The organism is Xanthomonas sp. NCPPB 1754, assembly GCF_041475725.2.
Classification (GTDB): domain Bacteria; phylum Pseudomonadota; class Gammaproteobacteria; order Xanthomonadales; family Xanthomonadaceae; genus Xanthomonas; species Xanthomonas euvesicatoria.
In genome coordinates, this window is sequence record NZ_CM192982.1 from 1,355,922 (window position 1) to 1,381,806 (window position 25,885).

The 25,885-nt window shown below is 64.7% G+C and carries 24 protein-coding genes and 2 pseudogenes; 9 read left to right on the forward strand and 17 right to left on the reverse strand.

The features are described 5' to 3' along the window. Positions 1–470: 470 nt before the first annotated feature. The 4 genes from ACCQ15_RS05995 to ACCQ15_RS06010 form a co-directional block, all read right to left on the reverse strand. Positions 471–2,489: a M2 family metallopeptidase gene (locus ACCQ15_RS05995; RefSeq protein ID WP_372381327.1), complete on the reverse strand. Its 2,019-nt coding sequence runs from the start codon at positions 2,487–2,489 to the stop codon at positions 471–473. Between the two features lie 114 nt (positions 2,490–2,603). After that, positions 2,604–4,271, reverse strand: a complete 1,668-nt coding sequence (locus ACCQ15_RS06000; protein ID WP_372381328.1) for a phosphoethanolamine transferase — start codon at positions 4,269–4,271, stop codon at positions 2,604–2,606. Continuing rightward, entirely contained in the window at positions 4,268–5,032 is a 765-nt protein-coding gene (locus ACCQ15_RS06005) for a phosphatase PAP2 family protein (RefSeq protein WP_029818899.1), read from the reverse strand. Before ACCQ15_RS06005 ends, ACCQ15_RS06000 begins: the two co-directional genes overlap by 4 nt. A gap of 99 nt (positions 5,033–5,131) precedes the next feature. Continuing rightward, on the reverse strand, positions 5,132–6,865 hold the full coding sequence (locus ACCQ15_RS06010) for an ArnT family glycosyltransferase (protein ID WP_218195457.1): 1,734 nt from the start codon (positions 6,863–6,865) through the stop codon (positions 5,132–5,134). A 216-nt stretch (positions 6,866–7,081) separates the two neighbouring features. Between ACCQ15_RS06010 and ACCQ15_RS06015 the strand changes: the two genes are divergently transcribed. Then, complete coding sequence (locus ACCQ15_RS06015) at positions 7,082–7,798, forward strand: response regulator transcription factor (RefSeq protein WP_003484375.1); 717 nt, start codon at positions 7,082–7,084, stop codon at positions 7,796–7,798. After that, positions 7,764–9,080: a sensor histidine kinase gene (locus ACCQ15_RS06020; RefSeq protein ID WP_372381329.1), complete on the forward strand. Its 1,317-nt coding sequence runs from the start codon at positions 7,764–7,766 to the stop codon at positions 9,078–9,080. The genes ACCQ15_RS06015 and ACCQ15_RS06020 overlap by 35 nt, the downstream gene beginning before the upstream one ends. A 170-nt stretch (positions 9,081–9,250) precedes the next feature. Here the strand turns inward: ACCQ15_RS06020 and ACCQ15_RS06025 are convergent, their stop codons facing one another. The 5 genes from ACCQ15_RS06025 to ACCQ15_RS06045 all read right to left on the reverse strand — a co-directional run bounded on the left by ACCQ15_RS06025 (position 9,251) and on the right by ACCQ15_RS06045 (position 12,265). Continuing rightward, complete coding sequence (locus ACCQ15_RS06025; RefSeq protein WP_184422268.1) at positions 9,251–9,742, reverse strand: hypothetical protein; 492 nt, start codon at positions 9,740–9,742, stop codon at positions 9,251–9,253. Positions 9,743–9,810: 68 nt separating this feature from the next. Then, positions 9,811–10,068: a cell division topological specificity factor MinE gene (gene minE, locus ACCQ15_RS06030; protein WP_003484370.1), complete on the reverse strand. Its 258-nt coding sequence runs from the start codon at positions 10,066–10,068 to the stop codon at positions 9,811–9,813. A 2-nt stretch (positions 10,069–10,070) separates the two neighbouring features. Continuing rightward, entirely contained in the window at positions 10,071–10,880 is an 810-nt protein-coding gene (gene minD, locus ACCQ15_RS06035; RefSeq protein ID WP_005930297.1) for a septum site-determining protein MinD, read from the reverse strand. A gap of 35 nt (positions 10,881–10,915) precedes the next feature. Then, a complete protein-coding gene (minC, locus tag ACCQ15_RS06040; protein ID WP_372381330.1) occupies positions 10,916–11,662 on the reverse strand; it encodes a septum site-determining protein MinC in 747 nt (248 codons plus the stop codon). A gap of 3 nt (positions 11,663–11,665) precedes the next feature. Continuing rightward, a complete protein-coding gene (locus ACCQ15_RS06045; protein ID WP_008574695.1) occupies positions 11,666–12,265 on the reverse strand; it encodes a GNAT family N-acetyltransferase in 600 nt (199 codons plus the stop codon). 236 nt (positions 12,266–12,501) lie between these two features. On the opposite strand from ACCQ15_RS06045, the gene ACCQ15_RS06050 reads away from it, so the two are divergent. From ACCQ15_RS06050 to ACCQ15_RS06070, 5 genes and pseudogenes are all read left to right on the forward strand, one after another. Continuing rightward, on the forward strand, positions 12,502–13,698 hold the full coding sequence (locus tag ACCQ15_RS06050) for a sensor histidine kinase (protein WP_008574698.1): 1,197 nt from the start codon (positions 12,502–12,504) through the stop codon (positions 13,696–13,698). Next, a complete protein-coding gene (locus tag ACCQ15_RS06055) occupies positions 13,698–14,339 on the forward strand; it encodes a response regulator (RefSeq protein WP_008574699.1) in 642 nt (213 codons plus the stop codon). Before ACCQ15_RS06050 ends, ACCQ15_RS06055 begins: the two co-directional genes overlap by 1 nt. A 350-nt stretch (positions 14,340–14,689) precedes the next feature. Next, positions 14,690–15,871, forward strand: a complete 1,182-nt coding sequence (locus ACCQ15_RS06060; protein WP_011346734.1) for a polyketide cyclase — start codon at positions 14,690–14,692, stop codon at positions 15,869–15,871. 81 nt (positions 15,872–15,952) lie between these two features. Continuing rightward, the gene (locus ACCQ15_RS06065) at positions 15,953–16,339 is read left to right on the forward strand and encodes a DUF423 domain-containing protein (RefSeq protein WP_008574702.1); all 387 of its coding nucleotides are present in this window, start codon (positions 15,953–15,955) and stop codon (positions 16,337–16,339) included. Positions 16,340–16,341: 2 nt separating this feature from the next. Further along, positions 16,342–17,007 (forward strand): annotated as a pseudogene (locus ACCQ15_RS06070) (DNA-3-methyladenine glycosylase family protein); the annotation flags it as partial. Between the two features lie 82 nt (positions 17,008–17,089). Here ACCQ15_RS06070 and ACCQ15_RS06075 read toward each other — a convergent pair. The 4 genes and pseudogenes from ACCQ15_RS06075 to ACCQ15_RS06090 form a co-directional block, all read right to left on the reverse strand. Beyond that, the gene (locus tag ACCQ15_RS06075; RefSeq protein ID WP_039418947.1) at positions 17,090–17,887 is read right to left on the reverse strand and encodes a M15 family metallopeptidase; all 798 of its coding nucleotides are present in this window, start codon (positions 17,885–17,887) and stop codon (positions 17,090–17,092) included. Between the two features lie 126 nt (positions 17,888–18,013). Then, the gene (locus ACCQ15_RS06080) at positions 18,014–18,196 is read right to left on the reverse strand and encodes a type II toxin-antitoxin system antitoxin (protein WP_008574708.1); all 183 of its coding nucleotides are present in this window, start codon (positions 18,194–18,196) and stop codon (positions 18,014–18,016) included. Beyond that, positions 18,193–18,477, reverse strand: coding sequence for a hypothetical protein (locus tag ACCQ15_RS06085; RefSeq protein ID WP_008574709.1), 285 nt, complete (start codon positions 18,475–18,477; stop codon positions 18,193–18,195). The genes ACCQ15_RS06080 and ACCQ15_RS06085 overlap by 4 nt, the downstream gene beginning before the upstream one ends. Positions 18,478–18,633: 156 nt before the next feature. Beyond that, positions 18,634–19,344: pseudogene (locus ACCQ15_RS06090) on the reverse strand (SPFH domain-containing protein); the annotation flags it as partial. 283 nt (positions 19,345–19,627) lie between these two features. Here ACCQ15_RS06090 and purT point away from each other — a divergent pair. Beyond that, complete coding sequence (gene purT, locus ACCQ15_RS06095; protein WP_277574922.1) at positions 19,628–20,830, forward strand: formate-dependent phosphoribosylglycinamide formyltransferase; 1,203 nt, start codon at positions 19,628–19,630, stop codon at positions 20,828–20,830. A 130-nt stretch (positions 20,831–20,960) separates the two neighbouring features. Here the strand turns inward: purT and ACCQ15_RS06100 are convergent, their stop codons facing one another. The 4 genes from ACCQ15_RS06100 to ACCQ15_RS06115 all read right to left on the reverse strand — a co-directional run bounded on the left by ACCQ15_RS06100 (position 20,961) and on the right by ACCQ15_RS06115 (position 25,111). Next, positions 20,961–22,013, reverse strand: coding sequence for an XVIPCD domain-containing protein (locus tag ACCQ15_RS06100; RefSeq protein WP_011346739.1), 1,053 nt, complete (start codon positions 22,011–22,013; stop codon positions 20,961–20,963). Between the two features lie 28 nt (positions 22,014–22,041). Further along, positions 22,042–22,656, reverse strand: a complete 615-nt coding sequence (locus ACCQ15_RS06105; protein WP_011346740.1) for a hypothetical protein — start codon at positions 22,654–22,656, stop codon at positions 22,042–22,044. A 255-nt stretch (positions 22,657–22,911) separates the two neighbouring features. Beyond that, positions 22,912–24,243, reverse strand: a complete 1,332-nt coding sequence (locus ACCQ15_RS06110; protein WP_372381331.1) for an endonuclease/exonuclease/phosphatase family protein — start codon at positions 24,241–24,243, stop codon at positions 22,912–22,914. After that, entirely contained in the window at positions 24,197–25,111 is a 915-nt protein-coding gene (locus ACCQ15_RS06115; protein WP_127170706.1) for an arginyltransferase, read from the reverse strand. Before ACCQ15_RS06115 ends, ACCQ15_RS06110 begins: the two co-directional genes overlap by 47 nt. A 40-nt stretch (positions 25,112–25,151) precedes the next feature. Here ACCQ15_RS06115 and ACCQ15_RS06120 point away from each other — a divergent pair, with 40 nt between their 5' ends. Then, entirely contained in the window at positions 25,152–25,742 is a 591-nt protein-coding gene (locus ACCQ15_RS06120; RefSeq protein ID WP_277574924.1) for an EF-hand domain-containing protein, read from the forward strand. The last annotated feature ends 143 nt before the right edge of the window (positions 25,743–25,885 follow it).

Here is a 25,885-nt window from a genome sequence, read left to right on the forward strand (position 1 = left end):
AGCGCTGCTAGACGCACTGCCTGACACGTCTGCTGCCCACGACAGCGTTGGGTGTCAGTCAGGGCGTGTCACTGGACGCGCAACAGCGGGTGGACGATGCCGAAGTAGATGGTGCAGCAGCCTGCCGCAGGTCGCCAAAGCGATGAGCATGCTCATCGCGATCACGGTTTGATCAGTGGCAGGATGCCACCGCGCCATGCAGGCGGGAAACGCTGGCAGCTGCGCGCTGTGTTGCGAGCCGATCAATCCCGGCCACTGCCAGCAATAAGCAATCGTCAGGTGCCACGCCAGCGACAACAGCACCGCCAACGCTGCGCTGCACCCACCTGCCGTCATACAGACCAGCAACCACCGCGTGCAACGCTGACCGATCATCGACGCAACACCTCGCTGTCAGAGAGCGCTGCGCCTGAGCAATCTGCCGAAGCGACGGTTGCCCGGTGGTCGACGCTTTCCCTTGCCATGCGTCATCAGCGCGCCGTCGCAGGCGCAGTCGTCGTGGTTGCCGGAGCGGCGGCCGTTGCCTGCCACCCGCACATCTGCCCTTGATTCTGCTGCTTGAGCCACTCGCTCATCGGCGCGAAGTATTCCAGCATCGGGCCCGCATCGAGTTTGTCGTTGCCGGTGAGTTCCTTGAGTGTGGTCTGCCAGGGTTGGCTGGAACCACGCTGCAGCATCGACCAGAACTTCTGCCCGGCGTCCTTGTTGCCGTAGAAGCTGCATTCGTACAGCGGCCCCTGATGGCCGGCGGCCTGGCACAGGCCTTTGTAGAATTGGAATTGCAGGATATGCGCCAGGAAATAGCGCGTGTACGGCGTGTTGCCCGGCACGTGGTACTTGGCGCCAGGGTCGAAGAATTCTTCGCCGCGCGCGCTGACCGGCGCCACGCCCTGGTACTTGGCTTTCAGTTCCCACCAGGCCTGGTTGTAATGCTCGGGCGTGATGGAGCCGTCGAACACGCCCCAGCGCCAGCGGTCGATCATCAAACCGAACGGCAGGAACGCCACCTTGCTCAGGGCCATGCGCATCTGCGAATTGATCAACGACTCGCGGCCGGTCTGTTGCTCGCCCACCATGCCGATCGACTGCAGGTACTTGGGCGTCATCGCCAGCACGATGGTGTCGCCGATCGCTTCGTGGAAGCCATCGTTGGCGCCGTTCTGAAACAGCGGCGGCAACGGGTTATAAGCCAGGTCGTAATAGATGTGGCCCAGCTCGTGGTAGATGGTGGTGAAGTCTTCTTCGGTCGGCTTGATGCACATCTTGGTGCGCACGTCCGCGCCGATGTTCTGGTTCGGCTCGCCGCCCATGTTCATGTCCCAGGCGCTGGCGTGGCACACCACATCGCGGTCCAGCGGCTTGATGAACTGCGAGCGCTGCCAATACGTGTCCGGCAGCTTGGGCATGCCCAGCGATGTGTAGAACTCCTGCGCGCGTTCGGTCATCTGCTTGGCGGTACGCAGCTGCGCCTCGCGTTCGGCGTTGAAGCGTGCGGCCGCGCCACCATCGCCGCCGGTGTTGCGCGCCAGCACTGCGCTGAGGTTGCCTTGGTACTGCTTTTCCAGCGCGGAGGTGATGTCCAGATCACCGGCGCCAGGGTAGGGCTGCAGCAGATCCCACAGGTTGCTCCAGTCCTGCTGCCACATATTGCCCATCAGGTGTGCCGGCAACAGGCCGCCGGCGACCTCGCCCTTGTCCTTGCCGTATTGCGTATCGAGTTTGCCGCGCGCATAGCACTGCAGCTGCGCATACAACGGTTTGACCTGTTCCCACAGACGGTCGGTTTCGCTGGCCAGTTGCGCCGGCGGCATGTCGTAGCCGCTGCGCCATAGCACCCCGACGTCGGCGAAACCCAGCCCGCGTGCGCCCTCGTTGGCCAGTTCGACGAAGCGTTGGTAGTCCTTGCGCATGGGCTGCGCAGTGCTGTGCCAGCCCTGCCAGGCGTCGAGTTGTTCGTTGTAGTCGCGGCTGCTGGCCAGCACTTGCTCCAACTCGCCGAGCTGGCGGCAGCGGCGCTGCTCGCCTTCGCCCACGCAGTAGCTGCCCGCGCCGTAATCGCCTTCCATCTTGGCGGCGATGCGGGTGAGTTCGGCCAGCTTGGCCGGGTCGCGCGGTGCGGGCAGGGCTCTCATCAATTTCAGCAATTGCAGCGCACGCGCACTGTCGGCCGACATCGGTGTGCCGGCGTACTGCTTGGATTGTTCGATCCACCGGTCCAGCTGCGCCAGCGAGCGTTCGTTGGCCTTGGCCGCCAGCAACTGCGAATCGCCGTTGATGTAGGTCGACGACAGCCACTGCGCCGCAGTGATTTCCGGATAGGCCGCCTTGTATTCGGCGCTGATGCGCGCAACGAACTGGTCGGCGCTTTCGGCCAGCGCGGTCTTGCTCGCCACAGGTGTGTCCGGTGGTGCCGCATCCCGGCGGCAGGCCGACAAGCTCAGGGTGCCGGCAGCCACAGCCAACGCCAGCAACAGCAAACGAGGATTCACGGGTGGTCCTTGCAGTGAAGTCCGGCGAAGGCTAGAGCGCGCCGGGGTTCAGGGCAAGGGGCAACGCACGCCACGCATGCGATGTGCGGCGCGGGCAGACGCAGGCGTTGGCGATCAGCGCAGCGTGGTGCCGGTGCACTTGGCGAACAGGTCGCGCTCGGGCGCATAGACGCTGGTCTTGACCTGCATCAACCCAAGCACGGACGGGAACAGCGCATCCTGATCGGTATATTGCCCTGCACGGTGGCGCAGGCAGGCTTCATCCAGGCCGCGATCGCGCGCGAACTCCGGCGAGAACCACATCACCATCGGCACATGGGTCTGCTCCTTGGGCGCGATGGCATACGGAACGCCATGCAGGTACAGGCCTTTTTCGCCAAGCGATTCGCCGTGATCGGAGAGATAGATCATCGCCGTGTCGTAGTCCGGCAGGCCACGCAGCGCGTGGATGGCCTGATTGAGGAAATGGTCGGTGTACAGGATCGAATTATCGTAGGCGTTGACGATGTCCTGGCGGCCGCAGCTGCCCAGATCCGCGGTCTTGCACACCGGCTTGAAGCGTTCGAACTGCGCCGGGTACCGTTCGAAGTAGCTCGGGCCATGGCTGCCCAGTTGGTGCAGCACCACCACGCGGTCGCCAGGCTTTGCGCGCACCTGCGCAGCCAGGTCGCTCAACAGGATCTCGTCCATGCAGCGGCCATCGGCGCACAGGCCCGGTGTGGTGGCATCGTCCAGCTTCTGGATCTCCAACCCGTCGCACACGCCCTTGCAGCCGGACTGATTGTCGCGCCACAGCGTCGAAATGCCGGCATGTTCCAGCACATGCAGGAACGACTGATGGCCACGAATCATGTCTTCGTTGTAGTCGCGACGCCCGTAGGGCGAGAACATGCAGGGCACCGAGACTTCGGTGCTGGTCCCGCACGAATGCATGTCGGGGAAGTTGATCACCCCTGCCTGTGCCAGCTCCGGCGTGGTCTGTCTGGCATAGCCGTTGAGTCCCCAGTTCTGCGCGCGTGCGGTTTCCCCCAGCACCACCAGCAACAAGCGCGGGCGGCTGCCCGGCGCGCGCGGCGTGGCCATGGCGTCGTGTTCGATCGGCTGTTTGGGAGCACGCTTGATCGGCGATTCGGATTTGAGGTTTTGCCGCAATGCCACGATGTAATTGATCGGCGTGGCCAAATAACGCACTTCGCGGTGATTGCGCATCAGTGCGGAAATATCCTGCGACGAGAGCATGGCGCCAGCAGCGCCCACCACTGCGACCACCAGCAGGAAGCCCGATCGCACCAGCACCGCCTTGCCCGCACTGCGTGCGCGCAAACGTGTGCGCCACAGCAATGCGGTCGGAATCAGGAAGTAGCACACCAGCGGCAGGATCAGGCCCGGCGTGAGCAACTCGCGCGATTCCTTGTGATCGGTATGCAGCACGTTGCGCAGCATGTCCGCATCCAGATAGACGTTGTAGCTGTCCATGTAGTGCGCGGCCAGCGCGGTGGTGAACAGCAAGAGCGTCAGCAGCGGCTTTGCATTCCAGCGCCAGACCAGGATGCCCAGGAGCAGCGCATGCACAGCCACCAACAGCGCCATCAACGAGATCGCAAACCCGATGCTGCCCGGATGCGTGGCCATGGCCGTGAGCCAGAACAACTGATTGCACACCAACGCAAAAAACAGGCTCGACAGCAGCACCAAAGCTTCGGTCGACACCGTCGGCCGCGTACTCCACGTCAGCGCGCGCAGGCCACCACGCCTGCGCGGTTCCGGCAACCAGGTACTCATGCTGCATCCCCCGAGAGCAACACCAATCCAAGCGCGCGACGCGGCCGTTGCAGCATCACGCAGTACAGCGCCAGTGCGCTCACCCAGCAAACCGCCAGCGACCACAGGTCATGCGAGAGAAAATGCGCGCCGCGCAATTGTTGCGCAACACCGAAAATGAGACCTGCTGCCAAGCCTATGAACAAACCTGCAAACCGCCATGCAGGACGGAGCGCCAGCGCACAAAAATACAGTGCCACCCACGCATAACCGGCACTGGCATGGCCGGCAGGAAAACACCCGGACGCGGCGATGCCGTGGCGCGATTCGAATAGCCCGATCATCGCTTGCGTACCGCCATAGCGGCTCAGATCCCATGGGCAATCCATCGCCGTCCACGACTTGAGCAGCGACACCAGCGAGGTCGACAGCGCGACGGAAGCGGCCAGGTAGGTCAGCGGCCAGCGCAACACCTTCAGGCGCGGCCTGCACCACGCAACGATGGCCAGCACCAGCACGCCGACTCCGGCTGCCGTGCTCAACCATTTACCCACGCGGTGGATCACGCCGCTGGTGAACCAGTGGTCCTTGAGTAACCAGTGGCCGCCTTCCAACCGATACAGCGCATCGGCGATCCATTGGTCGCCACCGGCGCCCATCAGCAGCGCGCTCGCCAACAGGACGCAGGCCAGGGGCAGCCACAGATGGCGCACGAGGAAGTGCGTCTCCACGCCGCTGGCGGTATGCGCCACGGTCGGCGCACGGATGGGAAGCGTTGTCATCGAGATGGCGGCCTGTGTCAATGCCCGACATCTTCGAAACCCGGATGTCGGAAAGCGGTCGGACCGGGGTTGCCCGGCCGTTAACCCGACACCAAGCGTTCAGTCTGCATCGCCTTCGCTACCGGTTTGTTCGGCGTCGGACGCAGCGGCGATGCAACCGGCATGCCACGCCGTGCCGGGCAGCAACTGCCATTGATTGCGATTGGACTCGCCGATATCGATGCGTTGCGCCGGATCGATACATGCCGGCACCGCCTGCTTGAGCACGAACAGCCAGCGAGTGTGCGGCGCTTGCGCAAGCCACGGGCCGGCCTTGGCCCATTGGTCCTGCCAGCTCGCCTTGAAGCCGAAATCGGTCACCGGGCGATCGGCCTGCAGCAGGTTCTGCTCGCGCCAGGCCAGCATGCCCAGCTGCGCGTCCGGGCCGATGCGCTGGCCCACGCGCTGCATCAGACGTGAGGACGAACTATAAGGATCCAGCGCCGGCATCAACCCCAGGCCGAACACCGTCCACAGCGCGGCGGTCATCACCACCAACGCGGTGCCCGCGCGTTTACCGCGCGACCATGCACTCGCCGCCAGGCCGACCACGCCCAGGCCGATCAACCAGAAACCCACCGGCTGCAGCGAGGCAAGCTCCATGCCGCGCTTGACTGCGGTGTTCTCGGCCCAGTGCAGATGCAACGCAATGCCGCCGCCCAGCGCCAGGCCGGCGACGGCAAGCAGCAGCACATACCCGGTCAGCAGCGCCCGCACGCCGCGCCGGCGCAACAACCCCGCCAGCAACGGCGCCGCAGCAATGCACAGTGCCGGCAGCATCGGGAAGATATAGACCTCGCGTTTGCCCGGGCTGGCGCTGAAGAACAGCAGCACCAGCACGCTCCAGGCCAGCAGCAGCACATAGCGCGGGTCGCCGCGGCGCAGTCGCCGCCACCAGGCCGGCAGCAGCCACGGCAACAACAGGCATCCGGGCAGCCACAAGGTGGCGATCACCTGCAGGTAGTACCAGAACGGTTTGACGTGATGCCAGGCGTGCGCGTAGCGCGTGCCGGTCTGCTTGAACAACAGCTCGTGCGCATAGGCATGCAGCTGCGGGTCGTCGCTGTGCCACAGCGCGATGCCCAGCGGCCCCAGCCACACCGCCGTACCGGCCACGAACGCCGGCAGCACCAGTGCCCAGCTGCGTCCTGCCAGCGCGCGCGCCGGCAATACGCGCCAATGCGTACGCCGCAGCGCCATCCACGGCAGCAAAACCAGCAGCGGCAGAAAACCGACGCCCTTGGTCACCGTGCCGACGCCGGCAGCAAACAGGCCCAGCGTCCAGGCGCGCCAGTCCGGCCCGCGCAGCAGGTGCCGCAGCAGTCCCCACAACGACAGGGTGGTCAGCGCCACCAGCACCATATCGATCTGCGCACGCTTGGCCATCAGGCCGAACTGCAGCACCGTGAACAAGGCCAGCACCGCGTGGGCCGCCACGCGCCGCGTCCAGAGCCGGCGCGCGATATCCCAGGTCAGCCACAACGTGGCCAGCGCGGCCAGCAGCGACGGCAGCAGGAAGGCCACCGGCCAGTGCGGTACCAGTTCGTAGGTGGCCGCCTGCAGCCACATGAAGACCGGCGGTTTTTCTGCATACAACTCGCTGCCACGGTGCGGCAGCAGCCACTGGCCGGTCTCGACCATGGTGCGCGCGGCCAGCACGAAGCGCGGCTCGTCCGGCGGATTGGGTTGGCGCATGCCCAGCCCGGCCAGCAAGCTGACGACGATCAACAGCAGCGCGGCCAGCAGTGCACGCTGGCGGGATAAGGAGGCAGCGATGGCAGGCGACACGCGCACGCCCTGAGTAAATGCGGGCAGACACTATCTGGCAAGTGGGTCGGAAATTTGTCGGAGCCGCGCCTGCGTGATCGCGCATCGCAGCGCAGGCATCGCCATGCGCTGCTGCCGAAGCGCAACCGGTTGGAAGGCGGTACCGGCGATAGCGGTCGCGTTTGGCCGGCCTCGGTTAGGATGCGCACACTGTGCCTGCCGGGCCGTCCTGGAACCCCGCTCATGCGGCTGCTGGTCATTGAAGACAACCGCAATATGGTTGCCAACCTGTTCGACTATTTCGAAGCGCGCGGGCATACCCTGGACGCCGCGCCCGATGGCGTCACCGGCCTGCATCTGGCGACCACCCAGCATTACGACGCATTGATCCTGGACTGGATGATGCCGCGCATGGATGGACCGGAAGTGCTGCGTCGGCTGCGCGAGCAGCACCAGTCCGAATTGCCGGTGATCATGCTCACCGCACGCGACGAACTGCCGGACAAGATCGCCGGCTTCCGCGCCGGCGCCGACGACTACCTGACCAAACCCTTCGCACTGCCCGAGCTGGAGGTGCGCATCGAAGCCTTGCTGGCGCGTGCGCACGGCCGTCGCCGCGGCAAACTGCTGCAAGTGGCCGACCTGCGCCTGGACCTGGCCACGCTGGAAGCGACGCGCGCCGGCCAGGTGCTGCATCTGTATCCGGCCTGCCGCAAGTTGCTGGAGGTGCTCATGCAGGCCAGCCCAGCTGCGGTGACGCGGCAACGCCTGGAGCAATCGTTGTGGGGCGACGATCCGCCCGACGGCGACATGCTGCGCTCGCATATCTATGAGTTGCGTCGCAGCGTGGACGGCCCGTTCGCGCAAAAACTGATCCATACCTTGCCGCGGCTCGGCTACCGGCTGGCGCAGCTGGATGCGGCCGATGCACCTGGCGCTGGCGACTGCAGCGATGTCTAAACAGCGCCCGTTGGGTCGCCGCGTGCTGGTGTGGTTGTTCGGCTACACGCTGCTGATGACCCTGGCGGTGTTCGGCACCGCGCAGTACCTGCACGAACGCGCCGAACACGGCGTGTGGCGCTCGCTGCTCAATTCCGAACTGGACAGCATTCTCGAGCGCAGCGTGCAGAATCCGGAGTATCACTGGCAGGACTCGGACACCTTGCGGCTGTACCGCGTCGACGATGTCGCGCGCACGCCGCCGGTCTTGTGCACCCTGCATCCCGGCCTGCACGACGGTCTGGAGATCGCCGGCCGCCAGAGTGCCGTGATGGTGCGCGACACCGCGCATGCCGGCCGCCTGGCCCTGGTGCTGGACATCACCGATTTCGAAGCGCTGGAAAAGTTCCTGACCCGCTGGATGCTGGCCGCTGGCATCGCGCTGATCGGCATCACCTTGCTGATGGGCACGTATGCGATGGCCCGGCTGGTGCGCCCTTTGGTGGAACTTGCGCGCGACATCGGCGCGTTGCGTCCAGGGCAGCGTGCGCAGCAGATTGCGGTCGGGCCACAGGGCAGCGCCGAACTGTACGTGATTGCCGATGCGCTCAACGATTATCTGGAACGCAACAGCCAGTTCGTCGACCGAGAGCGGGCCTTCATCGACAGCGCCAGCCACGAATTGCGCACGCCCATCGCGGTGATCGGCAATGCGGTGGAGCTGGCGCTGGAGCAACCCGGCACGCCGCCGGCGGTACGCCACCAGCTGCAGCGCATTGCCCAGACCAGCGCCTCGGTCGAGCAGTTGATCACCTTGCTGCTGGTGCTGGCCAAGGACCCCGGCCGGCTGGTGCGCAGCAGCGATGCGTTGCGGCTGGATCAGTTGCTGCCGGACATCGTGGCCGACCACACGCACCTGTGCGCCGACAAGGATCTGCAACTGGTCGTGGACCCGTTGCCGCCGTGCAGCCTGGTCGCCCCGGTCGCCATCGTGCAGACGGCCATCGGCAACCTGCTGCGCAACGCCATCGAAAACAGCGACCGCGGCATCATTCGCATCTCGCTGTCGGCGCCCGGCGTGGTCCGCATTGCCGACCCCGGCCATGGCATGACGCCCGAAGAGATCAGCGCCATCTACACGCGCCTGGCGCGCGGCAACGCACGCCAGGGGAGTGGCATCGGGCTGGAGCTGATCGGACGGTTGTGCGAGCACCTGGGCTGGCATCTGCAGCTGGATTCCAATGCAGGGCAGGGCACGGTGGCCACGCTGGATCTCTCCGGCGCCACGGCAACGGGATCCTGAGGCCGATCACTCGACCGACTGCGCTCAGGCCAGACGGTGCGTCCGCTACTCGGTACTGCAGGTGCCACACGTTCGCCGTGGCTGCTGCGAACGCCGCACCGCCCTGATGCCCGTCGCTGCTGACCACTGCTCGCTGCGGTTGGGCAGCCACTTGAACGCGCCGCGCAAGCTCAGGCAGGCAACAGGCCGCGTGCGTCCAGCCAGCTGCGCGCGTTCTCCGCGTCGTGCTCGAACCATGCACGGGTGGAGCCCAGCCGATACGTATAGCCCCAGCTGTCCATGTCCGCCATCAGGCGCGCGCTGCCCACGCCGGGCAGTTGCTCGGCCAGCAGGATCTGCAGGTAACAGGTGGCGTCTTCTTCCTCCACCGAATCGGTGGCGTCGGTATGCACGGCGGCGCGTTTTTCCACAGGCAGCACGATCAGATGTCCGGCTTCGTGCAGGAGCGAATGCACCGGTGTGTCGTCGCGCACGTAAACGTCGCAGCCGATGATGCCGGCCTCCGGTTCGCCCCAGAAACTGCCTGGAATCGCTGCACCATTGTCCACGCGATGCAGGCGCAAGCCATAGCGCGCGAGCAGGGCGGCAGGTGCGTCCAGGCCGATATCGGCCACGCACAGAACATCGGCAGCGGTGGGTGTGGCAGTGGGGGCGGTGGTCACGCGCAATGGCTCGCGGTCGGGTCACATGCAACAACGGCACCGTGCGAACGCGGTGCCGTTGTCGGCGCTTACTTGTCGCCGTCTTCCGGCAGGGCGACCGAGATGTCCAGCACGTCGTGTTCGCCGTCCTTGACCAGATCCACGCGCACCGCATCGGCATCGATGTTGACGTACTTCTTGATCACTTCCAGCAGTTCGCGCTGCATCAGCGGCAGGTAATCCGGCCCGCCGCGGTGGTTGCGCTCCTGCGCAATGATGATCTGCAGGCGGTTCTTGGCCGTCTCGGCGGTGTTCTTCTTGCTCTTGAGAAAATCGAGCAGGCCCATGCTTACCCTCCGAACAGCTTGCTGAAGAAGCCTTTCTTCTCCACGGATGTGAATCGCATCGGGCGCTCCTCGCCCATGATGCGGGCGACTGCGTCGTCATACGCCTGGCCGGCCGGGGACTCGGCATCCAGGATCACCGGCTCGCCCTTGTTGGAGGCGTTGAGCACGTCGCCGGATTCGGGAATCACGCCGATCGCCTTCAGGCCCAGCACTTCTTCCACGTCGGTGATGCTGAGCATCTCGCCGCCTTCCACGCGGCCCGGGCTGTAGCGGGTCAGTAGCAGGAACGCCGGCACGGCCTTGCCTTCTTCGGCCTTGCGGGTCTTGGAATCGAGCAGGCCGATGATGCGGTCCGAGTCGCGCACCGAAGAGACTTCCGGATTGACCACCACCACCGCGCGGTCGGCGAAATACATCGCCAGGAACGCGCCTTTTTCGATGCCGGCCGGCGAATCGCAGACGATGTAGTCGAAGCCGTCGGCGGCCAGGTCCTTGAGCACCTTTTCCACGCCTTCCTGGGTCAGCGCGTCCTTGTCGCGGGTCTGCGAGGCGGCCAGGACGTACAGGTTCTCGAACCGCTTGTCCTTGATCAGCGACTGCTTGAGCGTGGCTTCGCCGTGCACGACATTGACGAAGTCGTACACCACGCGCCGCTCGCAGCCCATGATCAGGTCCAGGTTGCGCAAGCCGACGTCGAAGTCGATGACCGCCACCTTCTTGCCGCGTTTGGCCAGCCCGCAAGCCAGGCTTGCGCTGGTGGTGGTCTTGCCGACGCCGCCCTTGCCGGAGGTGACTACGATGATTTCAGCCAAAGGATTTCTCCGAATATTTCTGTGGTTGGGCCGCGTCAATCAAGCGCAGCGATCTTGATCTGATCCTGCTCCAGCCAGACCTGGACGGCCTTGCCACGCAGGTCCATGGGAACATCGTCCAGCACCTTGTAGTGGCCAGCGATGGCAACCAGTTCGGCGTGGAAGTCGCGGCAGAAGATGCGCGCGTCGGGATTGCCCTGCGCGCCGGCCAGAGCGCGGCCACGCAGGGTACCGTAGATATGGATGCTTCCGTCGGCGATGACCTCGGCCCCGGCACCGACCGTACTGAGTACGGTCAGGTCGCAGTTCTCCGCGTACAGCTGCTGACCCGAACGCACCGCGGTGCGCTGCATCCGGCCCGGCGCCGGTCGCGCGGCCGGCGGTGCCGGCTCGGCACGTGCGGGCGGCGGCGGTGGCGGTGGCGGACTGACCGCGGTCGGCTCGTACTGCGCGCGAAATTTGGCCAGCAGCGGCACGCCCAACTGCTGGGACAGCAGGTCGATCTCGCTGGTGCCGTAGGCCAGCGCCGCCGGCAGCACGCCGGCATCGCGCAGGCCGTCCAGCAGCGCCTTGGCCGTAGCCAGGTCCGGCACCTGCGACAGCCCGCCGAAATCCAGGATCACCGCCGCACGGCCGAACAACTTGGGCGCGCGGCTCACGCGCTCGCGCATTTCCTGCACCAGCCGCGGCACATCCAGCGTCCGCACACGCAGGTTGGCGATGCCCACCTGGCCGATCTTCAGTTCGCCGGCCTGTTCAAAATCCACATTCACACTTGCCACAACTCAGCTCCCCGTCGATGGGCTAGCGGTGGTGGCGGCATGACGCGGCCGGCCCACCCACGGCAAGTGGTCGGGCAACTTGCCGCCATAGGTCTCCTTGACCCACCGATAGCTGCACATGTCTTTCATCAGCATGCTGGCGCGCACTTCCACATCGGGCATGGTGTTCTGGCCAACCTCGCGGAAGCCGAAGCTGCCATGGAACAGCAAGGCCGCATCTGCGCCATGGTCCAGGAACACCTCGCACGCCAGCTGCGGGTAACGCAGCTCGGTATAGCTCTGCACATCGGCATAGAACGCCCGCCCGACGCCACCGCCGCGGCGGCGGCTGGCGACCACGATGCGGTCGATATAGAAGAATTCCGGGTGACGGTCCCGGAACCAGGCGAAATTGCTGCTGTCGTGCGCACTGCCGCTTCCGAAACCGACCAGAAACCCGGCCAGGTTGCCGTCGCGCTCGGCGACGCGGAAATACTCGGCCTGCTCGTAGAAACGTTGCAGCCTGGTTGAATCCAGCGGCAGGATCGCCAGTCCGGCATTGTTGTTCAGGGCCAGGACGGAATCGAGCTCGTGCTCGCGCACGTCGCGGATGACGATCGACATTGGGACTCCGTGGGGTAACGCGTCGACCCGAAATCGGATCTGCGTCGGATTATTACATGCGGGGCCTGAAGCGGCGACCCAGCGCATGCGATCGGCCGGCGCGCGGCAGGTGCCGGCGTGCAACGGCGCGTCGGCACAGGCGCTGTGCGGGTCCGACATCCGCCACCCGTGCACCTGCCGGCATGCATGACTTCCGGCAAGAGGGCAGCGCGGTCGCTTACGCCTAAGATGCGGGCATGTTGGGATACCTCAGTCACACGCGCGTCCTGCGCTTTGCCGGCCTGTTCACCTGGGCGATGATCGTCATGCCCTTGGTGTACACCTACTGGCCGCCGGCCGAAGAGGGCGACCACCGCAGCGTGGCCGAGGCGGTGATGATGTCGGCATTCTTCATCGGCTTCGGCGCCAGCTACTTCTGGTTGACCCGCGGCTTGAACAGCGGCGGCCACGCGCACTGGTACGACCGGTTGATCCTGTTGCTGCTCACCATCTGCGCGCTGGCGGTGAGCTATCTGAGCGGAACCGGGCTCGGCAGCATCCTGATGATGGTGGCGGCCGGGGTGATCCCGTGGCTGCTGCCGCTGCGCGTGGGCGTGCTATGGCTGGTGCTGAGCCAGCTGGCGGTGCTGCCGGTGTTCTACTACCTGCGCCCGGACTTCACCCTGTTCGCGGCGCTGATGCAGTCGCTGTTGTACGGCGGCTTTTCGATGTTCATCTTCGTCACCAGCCTGGTGGCCCGCCAGCAGACCGATGCGCGCGAAGAGCAGCGCCGGCTCAACGCCGAACTGCGCGCCACCCGCGCGTTGCTGGCCGAGAGTGCGCGCATCAACGAGCGCACCCGCATCTCGCGCGAGCTGCACGACCTGCTCGGCCACCACCTCACCGCGCTCAGCCTCAACCTGGAAGTGGCCGGCCACATCACCGAGGGCCAGGCCCAGGAGCACGTGCGCCAGGCGCACACGCTGGCCAAATTGTTGCTCACCGATGTGCGCGAGGCGGTCAGCCATCTGCGCGACAGCGGCGCGATCGACCTGGAAGCGGCGCTGCGCCCGCTGGTCACCCAGGTGCCGTCGCTGGATATCCACCTGGACATCGCCCAGCCGCTGACCCTGGACGACCCCGAGCGCGCCCACGTGCTGCTGCGCTGTACCCAGGAAATCATCACCAATGCGGTGCGCCATGCCGGCGCGCGCAACCTGTGGATCCAGGTGCGCCGCGATGCCGATACGGTTTTGATCGACGCCCGCGACGACGGCCACGGCGCCGATGCGGTCGCGCCCGGCAACGGGCTGCGCGGCATGCGTGAGCGGCTGAACCAGTATGGTGGGAAGCTCGAAATTCAAACCCGGCGGGGTGAGGGCTTTGGCCTGCGCATCGCTGTTCCAGGCGCGCCGGCACTGATGCCTGCGGCCGTGACCCAAGGAGTGTTGTGATGATCCGTGTGTGCCTGGTCGACGATCAAACCCTGGTGCGCCAGGGGATCCGCTCGCTGTTGGCGCTGGACGACGGCATCGAGGTGGTGGCCGAGGCCTCCGACGGCAAGCAGGCAGTGGAGCAGATTCCGCAGATCCAGCCGGACGTGGTGCTGATGGACATGCGCATGCCGGTGATGTCCGGGCTGGAAGCGCTGCAGATGCTCTCGCGCAACGGCACCCTGCCGCCGACGATCATCCTGACCACCTTCGACGACGACCAATTGGTGCTGGCCGGGCTCAAGGCCGGCGCCAAGGGCTATCTGCTCAAGGACGTCTCGCTGGAACAACTGGTTGGCGCCATCCGCACCGTCGCCGAAGGCGGCTCGCTGGTGCAGCCGGCGGTGACCCAGCGCCTGCTGTCGGGTCTGGAGCACATGCGTAACGAGTTCGTCAGCCTGGACCGCCCCGATCCGCTCACCGACCGCGAAACCGAGATCCTGCGGCTGATGGCGAGCGGGTTTTCCAACAAGGAAATCGCCAACTCGCTGGGCGTGGCAGAAGGCACCATCAAGAATCACGTCTCCAACATCCTTTCCAAGCTCGGCGTACGCGACCGCACCCGCGCGGTGCTGAAAGCATTCGAACTGCAGCTGGTGTGAGCTCGGCCCTGCGCCGGCGAGCTCGACGCCAAGCCGGCCTGCAGCAGGCACCGGACTCGCATTCAGGACGCTGCGGCGCCGGTCGGACTGCGAAATGGGCGGACCGGTGCCGCCCGGCCACTGCAACATCACACGCACGCAGCACGTGATGTGCATGATAGCGGCGCGCAATCGCCCAAACCCTTGTGCAGGTTGGGATTGCGCATCCCCCACGCGCTGCGTTGCGCGGTGAATGACACCGCAAGACCGCGCTACCCGTCGCACAACTGAACATCTTTCTCGAAGCCTGCTAGGATGGTGGCTTCGCTTCACTCAACCCGGCCGTGGGATCGGCCCCGGAGACCTCCTGAATGACCCGTATTATCGAGTTCCTGATCGCCTTGGGGATCGTGGCTGGCTTGTTTGTCGTGGTGGGCTTGGTGTTGCCCTCGGAGCGGCAGATGTCCGAGAGTGTTGAGACCAACCGCAGGATGACGATTGTTTACGACACCGTGAACAGCTTCCGTCGTTTCAAGGATTGGAACCCGCTTGTGCTGCGTGACCCGAAGATCCAGCTGAAGCTGGCCGGCCCGGAAGAGGGCAAGGGTGCACGCGTCGAATACAGCTCCACCGAGGGCTATATCGGCAACGGCAGCTGGGAGATCACCAACAGCGTCAAGAACGAGCGTGTTGAGATCGCAATCGAAGATCCCACCAAGGGCTACGACAAGGTCACCAATTTCACCCTGGTGCCGACCGGCAAGAACAACAAGAACGTCAAGATCACCCAGGATTACAGCGTCAAGTACGGCTGGAACCTGTTTGGTCGCTATGCCGGCCTGTACGTCAGCCGTCACGTGGGCGACGACCTGAAGCTGGGTCTGTCGCGTCTGGCGACCGCGCTGGCCACCGTGCCGAACTTCGACTACCGCGCCGAGCTTGACGGCAAGCCGGTGTTGAGCGACCTCAAGATCGTCGATGTGCCGGCCGAGGACCTGTTGGTCGTCACCGCGGGCAACATCGATCGTGACAACGAGACGATCAAGAAGTCGATCAAGGACAACCAGGAGTGGATCAAGCGCGTGATGGATTCCAACGGCCTTGAGGCGGTTGGTCCGGTGCGCATCGTGACCACCGACTTCGCTTCGGACAAGTACGCCTTCGACGTGGTGCAGCCGGTGCGCAAGCGCGCTGGTGGTGCTCCGAAGGCCGACGCCAAGGCCGACACCGCCAAGGCCGATGCCAAGAAGGACGACGCGGCTGCCGCGGCACCCGCCGATGCAACCCCGGTGGCTGCAACGGGCGACGAGTTGAAGCTCAACATTCCGTCCGAAGCACCGGTGAAGTACCAGCGGGTTCCGGCGCACCGTTCGGCCTTTGCGACCTACGCAGGCCACATGGCCGGTCTGGACGCAGTGCGTAACTCGCTGCGCGCCTGGGCTGCCACCAGCGGCATGGACGTGACCGATCGTCCATACGAAGCGTGGAAGGGTGGCGTGGACAAGTCGTTCACCCAGGACGGCACCTACGACGTCTACTGGGCCATCAAGTAATCGTCTCACCACGATGAGCTGATCCAGACGAAAACGCGCCGCAGTCTTGCGGCGCGTTTTTTTTTGCGCTGCGGCGCTGCCATGGAAGTTGCCTGCATGTCTTTGCTTGATCGTCGCAAGAAACACCCCTCGCTGCTGGCGTTCTGCGGCGGCCTGCTGGCGGCCACTGCCGTCGGTCTATCGGCCTATGCCTCGCACGGGGTTGCCGATGCGGTGGTGCAGTCGCGGCTGCAGCTGGCGTCGTTGTACGCATTCGGCCACGGCGCGGTCCTCACCGTGCTGGGCGCCACCGAAACGCGCGCGCTGGGCCGGGTGGGCTTGTACCTGCTGTTGCTCGGCACGTTGCTGTTTGCCGGCAGCCTGGTCGGGGGCGCGTTGCTGCAGTGGCCGACCACCCTGGCGCCGGTCGGCGGAGTGGGCCTGATGCTGGGCTGGGTGGTGCTGGCCATTGGTGCGCTGAGGCGCTGAGCATGCCGTGCCATGCCCGCGGATTCGATGTGGAGGCTGCGTTCGCGCATGTGTCCCGGCGCGATCGCGCGCTGGGTGCGTGGATGAAGCGCATCGGCCCGATCGCCCCGCAACCGGGCTGGCACAAACCCTTCGACCCGGTCGATGCGCTGGCACGCGCCATCCTGTTCCAGCAACTCAGCGGCAAGGCGGCGTCGACCATCGTGGCGCGGGTGGAAGTGGCGATCGGTGCGCAGCGGCTGCATGCGGACACCCTCGATCGTATCGACGATGCAGCGCTGCGTGCCTGCGGCGTTTCCGGCAACAAGGCGCTGGCGTTGCGCGATCTGGCACGGCGCGAACGCGAAGGCGAGATTCCCTCGCTGCGCAGGCTCGCTTTCATGGACGAGGACGCCATCGTGCAGGCGCTGGTGCCGGTGCGCGGCATCGGCCGCTGGACGGTGGAAATGATGCTGATGTTCCGCTTGGGCCGCCCGGATCTGCTGCCCATCGACGACCTGGGCGTGCGCAAAGGGGCGCAGCGCGTGGACAAGCAGGAGCAGATGCCCACCCCTAGCGAACTGGCCGCACGCGGCGAACGGTGGGGCCCGTACCGCACCTATGCCGCGTTCTATCTGTGGAAGATTGCCGACTTCAGTGTGGCGACCAAGGTGCCGACACCGCGTTCAGGAGTAGGGCGAACGCACGCGGGGCAGACGCGACGGGCCGTCCTGTCCAGCCGCGCTGCGTGGCGCATGACGTTCGACCGGCTCATCCCGCCGACCAACGCCAATGCCACGGTTCGTAGACGATGCCATGCGGGTTGTCGCGTGGATAACTCAGGCGGTAGCCGAATGCGTGTGCGTTGCTGCACAACCAGGCGAATGCGTGCGTGGCTTCGAAGGACTCTTCGGCCGGCGGCTCGCCCGGTGTGCCCAGATCCAGTGCGTCGCCGCTGTGATGTTCGCTGAAACCCGGCGCTGCGTTGACCGTCAGGACCTGTTCCAGGGTGAGTCCGCGCGCGAACTTGCGCTCGAAGATGCCCAGTTGGTAGTCGTGGCTGCGATAGCCTGAAATCGCATCGATCACGATGTCTGCGCGCAGCGCAGCCGCACGCATCTGTCGCCATGCGCGTGCAGCGCCGGCACTGAGCCATAGCGGGCGGCCGAAGCGATCGCGTCCGGCAAACTGCAGTGCGGCCGGTTCGGCAATCAACTGCAGGCCGGTCCGTTGCACATAGTCGTCGGCGGCGAGCCCGAGCTGGCTCAGCCGGCGCTGCAATCCGTCGATCGCCAGCGTGTCGTCGCGTACCTGGCCGATGCGGCCGGTTGCGGTCTGCAGACGGTCCAATGCTTCGTCCAGGCCATGCTCGCGTGCCAGCCGCGGGATCAGCGGCATCAGACCCTGCGGAAGATGTGCAGCCAGATAGCGTCCATCGCGTTTGCGCCGCAGTAGCCAGTCGGCCTGTGCCAGCACACGCGCATCCGCATTGCCGCGCGCGCGCAGCAGATCGGCCGGCCACAGCTCGATCGCGCTGGTATTGAGGAGTACACGTTGAAGATGATGCATCTACGCAGCTTAGCGGTTGCCTGGTGAGCGCTGCCAGTCCGGCCAGGCGCTGTGACCCGCACCGACCCAGATGGGCGAACCGCTACACCGGTGCGCAGTCGCGTCTGGATGATCGACGGCGCGTGATCAATTTTCGGATTGTTCTTTTTCGCCCTGCGGTTTCGGTAGCCGGCCAGCCTTGCGTAACGCATCGCGCAGCACGTATTCGATCTGCGCATTGAGGCTGCGCAATTCGTCGTCGGCCCAGCGCTGCACGGCGGCCAACACATCGGCGTTGATACGCAGCGGGTAGGCTTTTTTTTCGCTCATTTGCCGTCTCTGCGGCCGCCGTGACGGCGCAGGTGCATCACCATCGACACGATCAACGCGTTGACGCCGATGAGCATGCCGATCACCACGGCATAGATGCCGGCGCGATTGTCGCCAGCCCAGTACAGGCATGCGGCGCCGACCAGGATCACCAGGCTGATCAATGCCCAGCGCAGGCCCAGCCCGCGTGCACGGTCGTCATCGTCGGCGCCGATGGACGCGGCGATGGCAAGCGCGGGCAAGCCGGAAAGCGCAACCACCAGGGGCACCATGATATTCATCAGATCGATCTCGGAGTGGCTGACGCAACGGAAGCGAGCGCTCGCCAGGTGGCGTGGAGGGCGCGCCCACAAGCGCAGTGTACGAGTGGCGCATGCCGATGCCGAACCGCGGCTGCGCCCGGGCGGCAGTGAGCGCAGGTGTTTTATCGGCAGCCCTCAATACAGCGAGCCGGCGTTGACCACCGGTTGGGTCCCGCGATCGGAACACAACACGGTAAGCAGGTTGCTGACCATATGCGCCTTGCGCTCTTCGTCCAGCTGCACCACGCCATTCTTGTGCAGCTCCGACAGCGCCATTTCGACCATCCCCACTGCGCCGGCGACGATGCGCGAGCGTGCGGCAATCACCGCATTGGCCTGCTGGCGCTGCAGCATGGCCTGGGCGATTTCCGGCGCGTAGGCGAGGTGGCTGATGCGCGCCTCGATCACGTCCACGCCGGCCTGGGTCAGGCGCTCGTCCAGATGCCGCTTGAGTTGCTCGCTGATTTCGGCCGGATGGCTGCGCAGCGAGATCTGGCCGTCTTCGTGCTGGTCGTACGGATAGCTGGTCGCCATCGCACGCAGCGCCGCTTCGGACTGGATATGCACGAAGCTTTCGTAGTCGTCGACGTTGTAGACCGCTTCGGAGGCATCGAGCACCTGCCATACGATCACCGCAGCGATTTCGATCGGACTGCCATCCAGCTCGTTGACCTTGAGTCGCCCGCTTTCGAAATTGCGTACGCGCTGGCTGACGCGACGCTTGGCGTAGAACGGCACATTCCAGCGCAGGCCGGCGTCCTTGACGGTGCCGACGTACTTGCCGAACAGGCTCAGTACCGCGGCCTGGTTGGGCTCCAGCGTGTACAGCCCGGCCAGCATGAAAATGCACGCCGCCGCGACCAGTACCGCGGCGATGAACGCGCCCAGCGTGACGCTGTTGTCGGCCATCATCGTCAATACAACCCAAGACGTACCGACAAGGCCGGCGCCTGCGACGAGAACGACGGGAATGCCGGGTAACGAACCGATCGGCTTCTCTTTCATGAGCGCGAGTCCTTGTGGAATGGTAAGAAGATATCAATGTGATATCAGTTAAACAACAGCCGTTCGTCGGCGTGGCAGTGGGCAACCGTTAGAATGGCGGCCCCTCTCGTTCTGGACCGCGCTCATGACCACTTTCGGCACGCCGTTATCGCCTTCCGCCACCCGCGTGTTGTTGCTGGGCTCGGGCGAACTGGGCAAGGAAGTGGCGATCGAGCTGCAGCGTTTCGGTGTGGAAGTGATCGCAGCCGACCGCTATGCCAATGCACCGGCGATGCAAGTGGCGCACCGCTCGCATGTGCTGGACATGCTCGACCCCGCAGCATTGCGCGCGCTGATCGCCAGCGAGCAGCCGCATCTGATCGTGCCGGAGATCGAAGCGATCCATACCGAAACCCTGGTGGCGCTGGAACGCGAGCAAGGCCAGAAGGTCATCCCGACGGCGCGTGCCGCGCGCCTGACCATGGACCGCGAAGGCATCCGCCGCCTGGCAGCCGAAACGCTGTGCCTGCCGACCTCGCCGTATCGCTTTGTCGATACCGTCGAGGAGTATCGCAATGCAATCGCCGCGGTGGGGGTGCCATGCGTGGTCAAGCCGGTGATGTCGTCCTCGGGCAAGGGCCAGAGCACCCTGCGTAGCGAGGCCGATATCGATGCGGCGTGGGCGTATGCGCAGACCGGCGGGCGTGCCGGTGCCGGTCGCTGCATCGTCGAAGGCTTCATCGATTTCGATTACGAAATTACCTTGCTCACCGTGCGGCATGCCGGTGGCACCTCGTACTGCGACCCCATCGGGCACTGGCAGCAGGACGGCGACTACCGCGAAAGCTGGCAGCCGCAACCGATGTCGGCCGCTGCGTTGCGCCGCTCGCAGGAAATCGCCAAGGCCATCACCGACGAGCTCGGCGGCTGGGGCCTGTTTGGCGTGGAGTTGTTCGTCAAGGGCGATGAGGTGTGGTTCAGCGAAGTCTCGCCGCGCCCGCACGACACCGGTCTGGTCACGCTTGTCTCGCAGGACCTGAGCGAATTCGCGCTGCATGCCCGAGCCATTCTCGGCCTGCCGGTGGGCGCGCAGGACGGCGGCGTGATCCGTCAGGCCGGCCCCTCGGCATCGTGCGCGTTGCTGGCGCACGGCAATGGCGTGCCGGTGTTCGACAACGTGGCCGAGGCGCTGCGCGACCCGGACACCGCACTACGCCTGTTCGGCAAACCCCGGGTGGACGGCCATCGCCGCGTCGGCGTCACCCTGGCGCGCGCGGACAGCATCGATGCGGCGCGTGAGAAGACGCGCGTCGCCGCTGCCGCGTTGACGATCCAGCTGCAGGCCTGAGTTTCCTGCCGACTCGCATTGGTGCAGTGACAAGGTTGCTGCACCGTAGACTATGGTTGCTGGCTCTGAGAAGTCAGTTAGTAGCCAACAGGTCGGGCGCAGGAGTGCACATCTGGCGACTCTCGTGCGGTCAGCTCATGGTCCGAGCTGCTGGTGCCTGCGTCTGCTCTTGTTGCAAGTTCCGATGCTGCTCTGCCTGCCCGCGTTCGGCTGCAGCCTTTGTCCATTCCTGACTGCTCTGCTCCAGCGGTGTATTGAGTGCGGCGACCGTATCGACATGGGCACGCAGCTGGTCGTGCGATCCGGCCGAGTAAGGATTGTTCTGCACTGCAAATGCGCGCGAGGCATCGTCGCTCAGCCTGACTTCGTCGATGCGGTCCATTCCCATCTTGCAGGACTGCACCGCCAGGCAGCCCGCAAGATTGGCGCTGCGCGCGTCCGTTTGTCGTCCGTGCTCGCGATCCAGTATCTGTATGTGATCCTTTGCCTGTGCAAACAGTTGGTAGCCGGGATGCGTGGGATCCTTTAACGATGGCGCGTGCCGCTCCTCGCTGAGAATGTGCTGCTGCAAAGACCTTTGCGATGGAAGCGGGTTACGGATTTCCCTGTTCAATGGACTGTCAGGAAATGGTGCCTCAATGCTCTCTACACCGTGGATATTGCGTAGCGGGCGGTAAGCATCTTTTCCAGGCCCTTCTAGCGGCAGAGGGATGCGAACGTCCGGAAGCAGTTGCCCGGCTCCTGGAATAAGTAAGCCATTTACATCAATGCTCTTGTTTCGATGGAGTCCGGCATGATTGAGGGCCGCCCAGGTGAAATCGACGCAATTGTTGCGTACGTCCCTGTATTGTGTGTCAAAACCAAATTTTTCTGGTTCTTCCCCAAATTTATGGAGTTTTTCATATTGTTCTTTGCTTATTTCGATGGTTCTTGAGTATGCTGGCCTGTGATATTCGCTTGCATCTGTGTCATAGATTTTTCCTGGGCCGTTCATTTGCCCATGAGTGATCGGGGCAAAGCCATAGCTGGCTGGCCTGCTTTTGCCATCGTCGAGTACGAAAAACATGTGCCCTGGGCCAGAGGTGGCTGGTTCACCATCCACCAATTGTTGCTTTCCCTTTGTATAAAGGGGCGTCCCGGGCGCGGCAATGACGACCGTTACTGTGTAATGCTGCCTGTCCATTAGATGCCCCATTCAAATTCATTTTTGATTATTTGGAGGAAGTCCATTCCCGTTGAACGGAAATTTGCGCAGACGGGTCTTTGAGTGCTGGATTTCCTGATTGAGATGAGACGTCGACGCGGTATCGGCCGTAGCTGTCTATTGGCAAATAGCAAACGGTCCAGTTGCTCGTATCTGAGGTGTGTGCGGCGACGTCAATGTATTTTTTTTCCTCGTTTCCGAACCGCCATTCAAAAAATTTACGTCTAGCTGGTTCTTTCTTGATGTACGCTTGAAACGCGTCTTCAGTGGGTAGTTTTTGGCATTGATCCCCGATCCATTTGCAGGCCTCGACATGGACCGCATATCGTGGCGGAGATTTCCCGTTATTTAAGAAAGTGACTGGATCGAGCTCGCCTTTGCGGTTCAAAGTCAATCCAACGATGTAGGATTGAGTGAGATTTACATTCTTCGGCGTTGCTTCGAATTCGAAGCGCACATGGGCATCGGTGGCATCCACCGGAAATGGCCGAATGAGGAGAAGGTCTTCTTTTTCAGAAGACGGTGGCTTGCTTGCGCTGCACGCGCTCGCAAGAAGCGCGAGCGCCAATGGCAGAAAAAAAGTACGCAGGAAACCGCGCGCGTCGTGGAAATGCAGTCTCATTCAACTTGCTCACGATACCTGTCTGCGAGGGAGTGTAAGCCTGTCGATCGGATCGGGACCACCAGATTCAATGGGGGCGCCCTCGGAGCCTTGTCGATCACTGCCTCAGTTGCCTCCGAAAGTCGTCTGCTCTTCCGGCATGGCGTTAGGACTCGGGGCGCTGAATCTTCCCTTTCTAGCGTATGGCCTTACTGTTATAAGCAGCCGTCGACACCAGGCCCAGAGCGTGACATCTCGGAGCCTCGGTACGATTGCTTAGTTGCTAGCCACATCCACCCACACCGCATGGTGGTCGCTGCCATCGGCAATCGCCGCTTCTGGTGCGCTGCTGGCCGGCCAGAAAATGCCGCTGCCGATCAGGGTGAACTGGCGCGACGGCAGCACGTAGTCAAGGCGCATGGTGCCGGCCTGCGGGCCGAAGTCGCCGGTGACCTGGTGCGGGTCGCCGCTGTGGGCGATGCCCAGTGCGGCGTATTCGGCGGTTTTTTCCGGGCCGCCATCGCTGCGCGGGGTGGGGTAGTGAAGGACGCGCGGGTGGTCGATCAAGGCGCGGATCGCCGCATGCCGGCCGGCACCATCGACCGGGTCGTTGTTCAGATCGCCCAGGATGACGAAGCGCGCATCGCTATCCAGACCACCGCAGCCGCCCTTGTCGTCGCAGAGCCAGCGTTGGCTTTCGGGTGCGTTGTCCAGATACGCGCGCCACAGCTGCAGTTCGTCGTGGTTGCGCGCGGCGTTGCGTTTCTCGGCACCGTCGAACACCGGCGGGGTGGGGTGCGACACCAGCGCATGCACGACGCCCAGCGGCGTGCGCACCGGCACATCCCAATGCGATTTGGACGAAAGCCGCAGCTGTGCCCAGATGGCATCGCTGTAGTACGACGTCTTGCTGGCCGGATCGATTGGCCGCAGTGCGCCGGGTAGCGCGCTCCACTTCAGCAGCTGGAAGCTTCGCACCGCCTGCGCATCGATCGGGTAGCGCGACAACACCAGCATGCCGTACTGGCCAGGATGCAGCCCGTAGCCCCACGCGTCGTTGCCACGCGCGCGGCCTTCGCCGCCGGTGCTGCCGTTGTTGTCCAGATCCAGGCCGCTCGGCACGCCGGTGTTGACCGGTGCCAGATAGCGGTACGGATAACGCAACGCCTCGCCGCCGCCCGGCTGGGCGACCTGCAGGTAGCGTTGCTGGAACAGATCGGCAGCGCGGTGTTCCGGGTCGAAGTCGAATTCGTTGAGCAGCACCAGATCCGGGCGCACGCGCTGCAGGACCGCAGCGATCTTGCGCGCATGCGCGCTATCGCCCTGCAGCTCGCGAATCAGGCCGCCGGCCTCGTCCGAATATAGCGAGGTGTTGTAGGTGGCGATGCGCAGCTGTGCCGCGGCCGGCCGGGCGGCGAGGGTGTCGATCTGCATCTTGGGCGAGGGCGCGGGGTGGGCGCAGGCCGCGCACAAGGCGGTCAGCGTCAGCAGCAGGAAAGGTTTGATCATTGCGAGATTCTCGCATGCGGGATGCGACACGCCGATGTCGCAATCCGGCGGTTCAGTCGACCGATGCGTGAGCGGGCAAGCCGCGCCAGTGGCGACCATCGTAGGCTTCCAGTGCACTGAAGCGGCGCTTGTAGTTCATCTTCGCGTGGCCATCGATCCAGTACCCCAGATACAGGTGCGCGCGTCGCTCGCGTTGCGCCCACTGGATCTGCTGCAGGATCGCGAACGTGCCCAGGCTGCGCGCTGCCGCCTCCGGCGTGTAGAACGTGTAGACCGCCGACAACGCATGCCCGGTGACATCGGTCACTGCAACTGCCAGCAGCCGGCCGGGCAGGTGGGCGATGGCTGGTTCGCGGATCTCCAGAAAGCGCCCGTGCGACCAGCCGCCGATCAGGAACTGGTCGAACTCGGTGGCGCCATGTTCGTCCATGCCGCCGCCGGGATGTCGGTGCTTGAGGTAGTGGCGATAGAGCGCCAGTTGTTCGTCGGTGCGCTCGGCGGCCACCACGCGGACCACCAGATCCTGGTTGCGCGCCAGGCAACGGCGTTGGCTGCGGTCCGGGTGGAACGCATCCACCGCGATGCGTACCGGCACACAGGCACGGCACCGTTCGCAGTGCGGCCGGTAGACCAGGTCGCCGGAGCGACGGAAGCCCCATGCCAGCGCTTGCGGATAGATCGCCCCCAGGCGCGGATCGTGCGGATCCAGCACCAGATCGCGCGCCTGCCGGTCGGACCAATAGCCACAGGCATGCTCGCCGGTCTGGAACAGGCGCAGGTCGTCGTGGGTGTCGGCATGGATGGCCATGGCCGAAGGATAGCGCCTGAGCGTCGCATCAGCGGCGACTGTCCGCCGGATGAATACGTCCGGCCTGGGCGTCAACGCACGCATCGATGGCTCGTTGATGGGGGTGTTGGTGGCAGCGCACGGATGATCCGCACGCACCACCCACGCGATGCGGCCCATGCAGGTGCCGCGTGTGGTTCCTATCTTTCAGGAGTGTCTCATGACGTCACGCAAACCCTTTCTCGCCCTGGCCGTGCTGGCCGCGCTGTCCGCTGGCACCGCATTCGCCGCCACTGTGCCGGCTCCCGGCGATGCGCCGCGGCCTGCCAAGCTCGACAAGAACGGCGATGGCGTGATCGACCGCAGCGAAGCGGCTGCCGATCCGACGCTGGCCGCGCAGTTCGATACGTTGGACACCAACAAGGACGGCAAGCTGTCGCGCGACGAGCGCCCGCACCATCGTGGCCCGGGGCGCGGCGGACGTGGCGAATGGATGGCCAAGCTCGATACCAACAAGGACGGCCGTATCAGCCGCGAAGAAGCCAAGGCCGACCCCAAGTTCGCTGCGCGCTTCGACCAGATGGATCTCAACAAGGACGGATTCGTCGACCGTGCCGACCGTGAATTGCGCATGCAGCAGCATCGCGATGCGTGGTTCGCCAAGGCCGACACCGACAAGGACGGCAAGTTGAGCAAGGCCGAGTTCGATGCCGCGTCCAAGTGGCGTGGCGGGCACGGACCGGGTGGGATAGGCAGGCACGGCGACGATGGCAAGCCGGCACCGGCGAGCGCACCTGCGGCCAACCGCTGAGGCATCGCCGAGTGCGGCGCTCGCTGCGTATCGGCGAGTGCCGCTTGGGTGAGCGGTGAGTTCACCCCGCGATTTGCAGTACGTAACAAGGCGCCGATCGACCGCGCCCTTCCGCCTGGCGGGAGGGCGCTTGCGTTTGGGGC

Coding starts and splice junctions, on each gene's coding strand:
- ACCQ15_RS06020 (WP_372381329.1), top strand. CDS start 7,764: ATGCACCTGGCGCTGGCGACTGCAGCGATGTCTAAACAGCGCCCGTTG.
- ACCQ15_RS06065 (WP_008574702.1), top strand. CDS start 15,953: ATGGAAGTTGCCTGCATGTCTTTGCTTGATCGTCGCAAGAAACACCCC.
- ACCQ15_RS06105 (WP_011346740.1), bottom strand. CDS start 22,656: ATGAGACTGCATTTCCACGACGCGCGCGGTTTCCTGCGTACTTTTTTT.
- minE (WP_003484370.1), bottom strand. CDS start 10,068: ATGGGCCTGCTCGATTTTCTCAAGAGCAAGAAGAACACCGCCGAGACG.
- ACCQ15_RS06045 (WP_008574695.1), bottom strand. CDS start 12,265: ATGTCGATCGTCATCCGCGACGTGCGCGAGCACGAGCTCGATTCCGTC.
- purT (WP_277574922.1), top strand. CDS start 19,628: ATGACCACTTTCGGCACGCCGTTATCGCCTTCCGCCACCCGCGTGTTG.
- ACCQ15_RS06075 (WP_039418947.1), bottom strand. CDS start 17,887: ATGCATCATCTTCAACGTGTACTCCTCAATACCAGCGCGATCGAGCTG.
- ACCQ15_RS06015 (WP_003484375.1), top strand. CDS start 7,082: ATGCGGCTGCTGGTCATTGAAGACAACCGCAATATGGTTGCCAACCTG.
- ACCQ15_RS06080 (WP_008574708.1), bottom strand. CDS start 18,196: ATGAGCGAAAAAAAAGCCTACCCGCTGCGTATCAACGCCGATGTGTTG.
- ACCQ15_RS06100 (WP_011346739.1), bottom strand. CDS start 22,013: ATGGACAGGCAGCATTACACAGTAACGGTCGTCATTGCCGCGCCCGGG.
- ACCQ15_RS06055 (WP_008574699.1), top strand. CDS start 13,698: ATGATCCGTGTGTGCCTGGTCGACGATCAAACCCTGGTGCGCCAGGGG.
- ACCQ15_RS06050 (WP_008574698.1), top strand. CDS start 12,502: ATGTTGGGATACCTCAGTCACACGCGCGTCCTGCGCTTTGCCGGCCTG.
- ACCQ15_RS06060 (WP_011346734.1), top strand. CDS start 14,690: ATGACCCGTATTATCGAGTTCCTGATCGCCTTGGGGATCGTGGCTGGC.
- ACCQ15_RS06120 (WP_277574924.1), top strand. CDS start 25,152: ATGACGTCACGCAAACCCTTTCTCGCCCTGGCCGTGCTGGCCGCGCTG.
- ACCQ15_RS06110 (WP_372381331.1), bottom strand. CDS start 24,243: ATGGTCGCCACTGGCGCGGCTTGCCCGCTCACGCATCGGTCGACTGAA.
- ACCQ15_RS06000 (WP_372381328.1), bottom strand. CDS start 4,271: ATGAGTACCTGGTTGCCGGAACCGCGCAGGCGTGGTGGCCTGCGCGCG.
- ACCQ15_RS06115 (WP_127170706.1), bottom strand. CDS start 25,111: ATGGGCCGCATCGCGTGGGTGGTGCGTGCGGATCATCCGTGCGCTGCC.
- ACCQ15_RS06005 (WP_029818899.1), bottom strand. CDS start 5,032: ATGACAACGCTTCCCATCCGTGCGCCGACCGTGGCGCATACCGCCAGC.
- ACCQ15_RS06085 (WP_008574709.1), bottom strand. CDS start 18,477: ATGAATATCATGGTGCCCCTGGTGGTTGCGCTTTCCGGCTTGCCCGCG.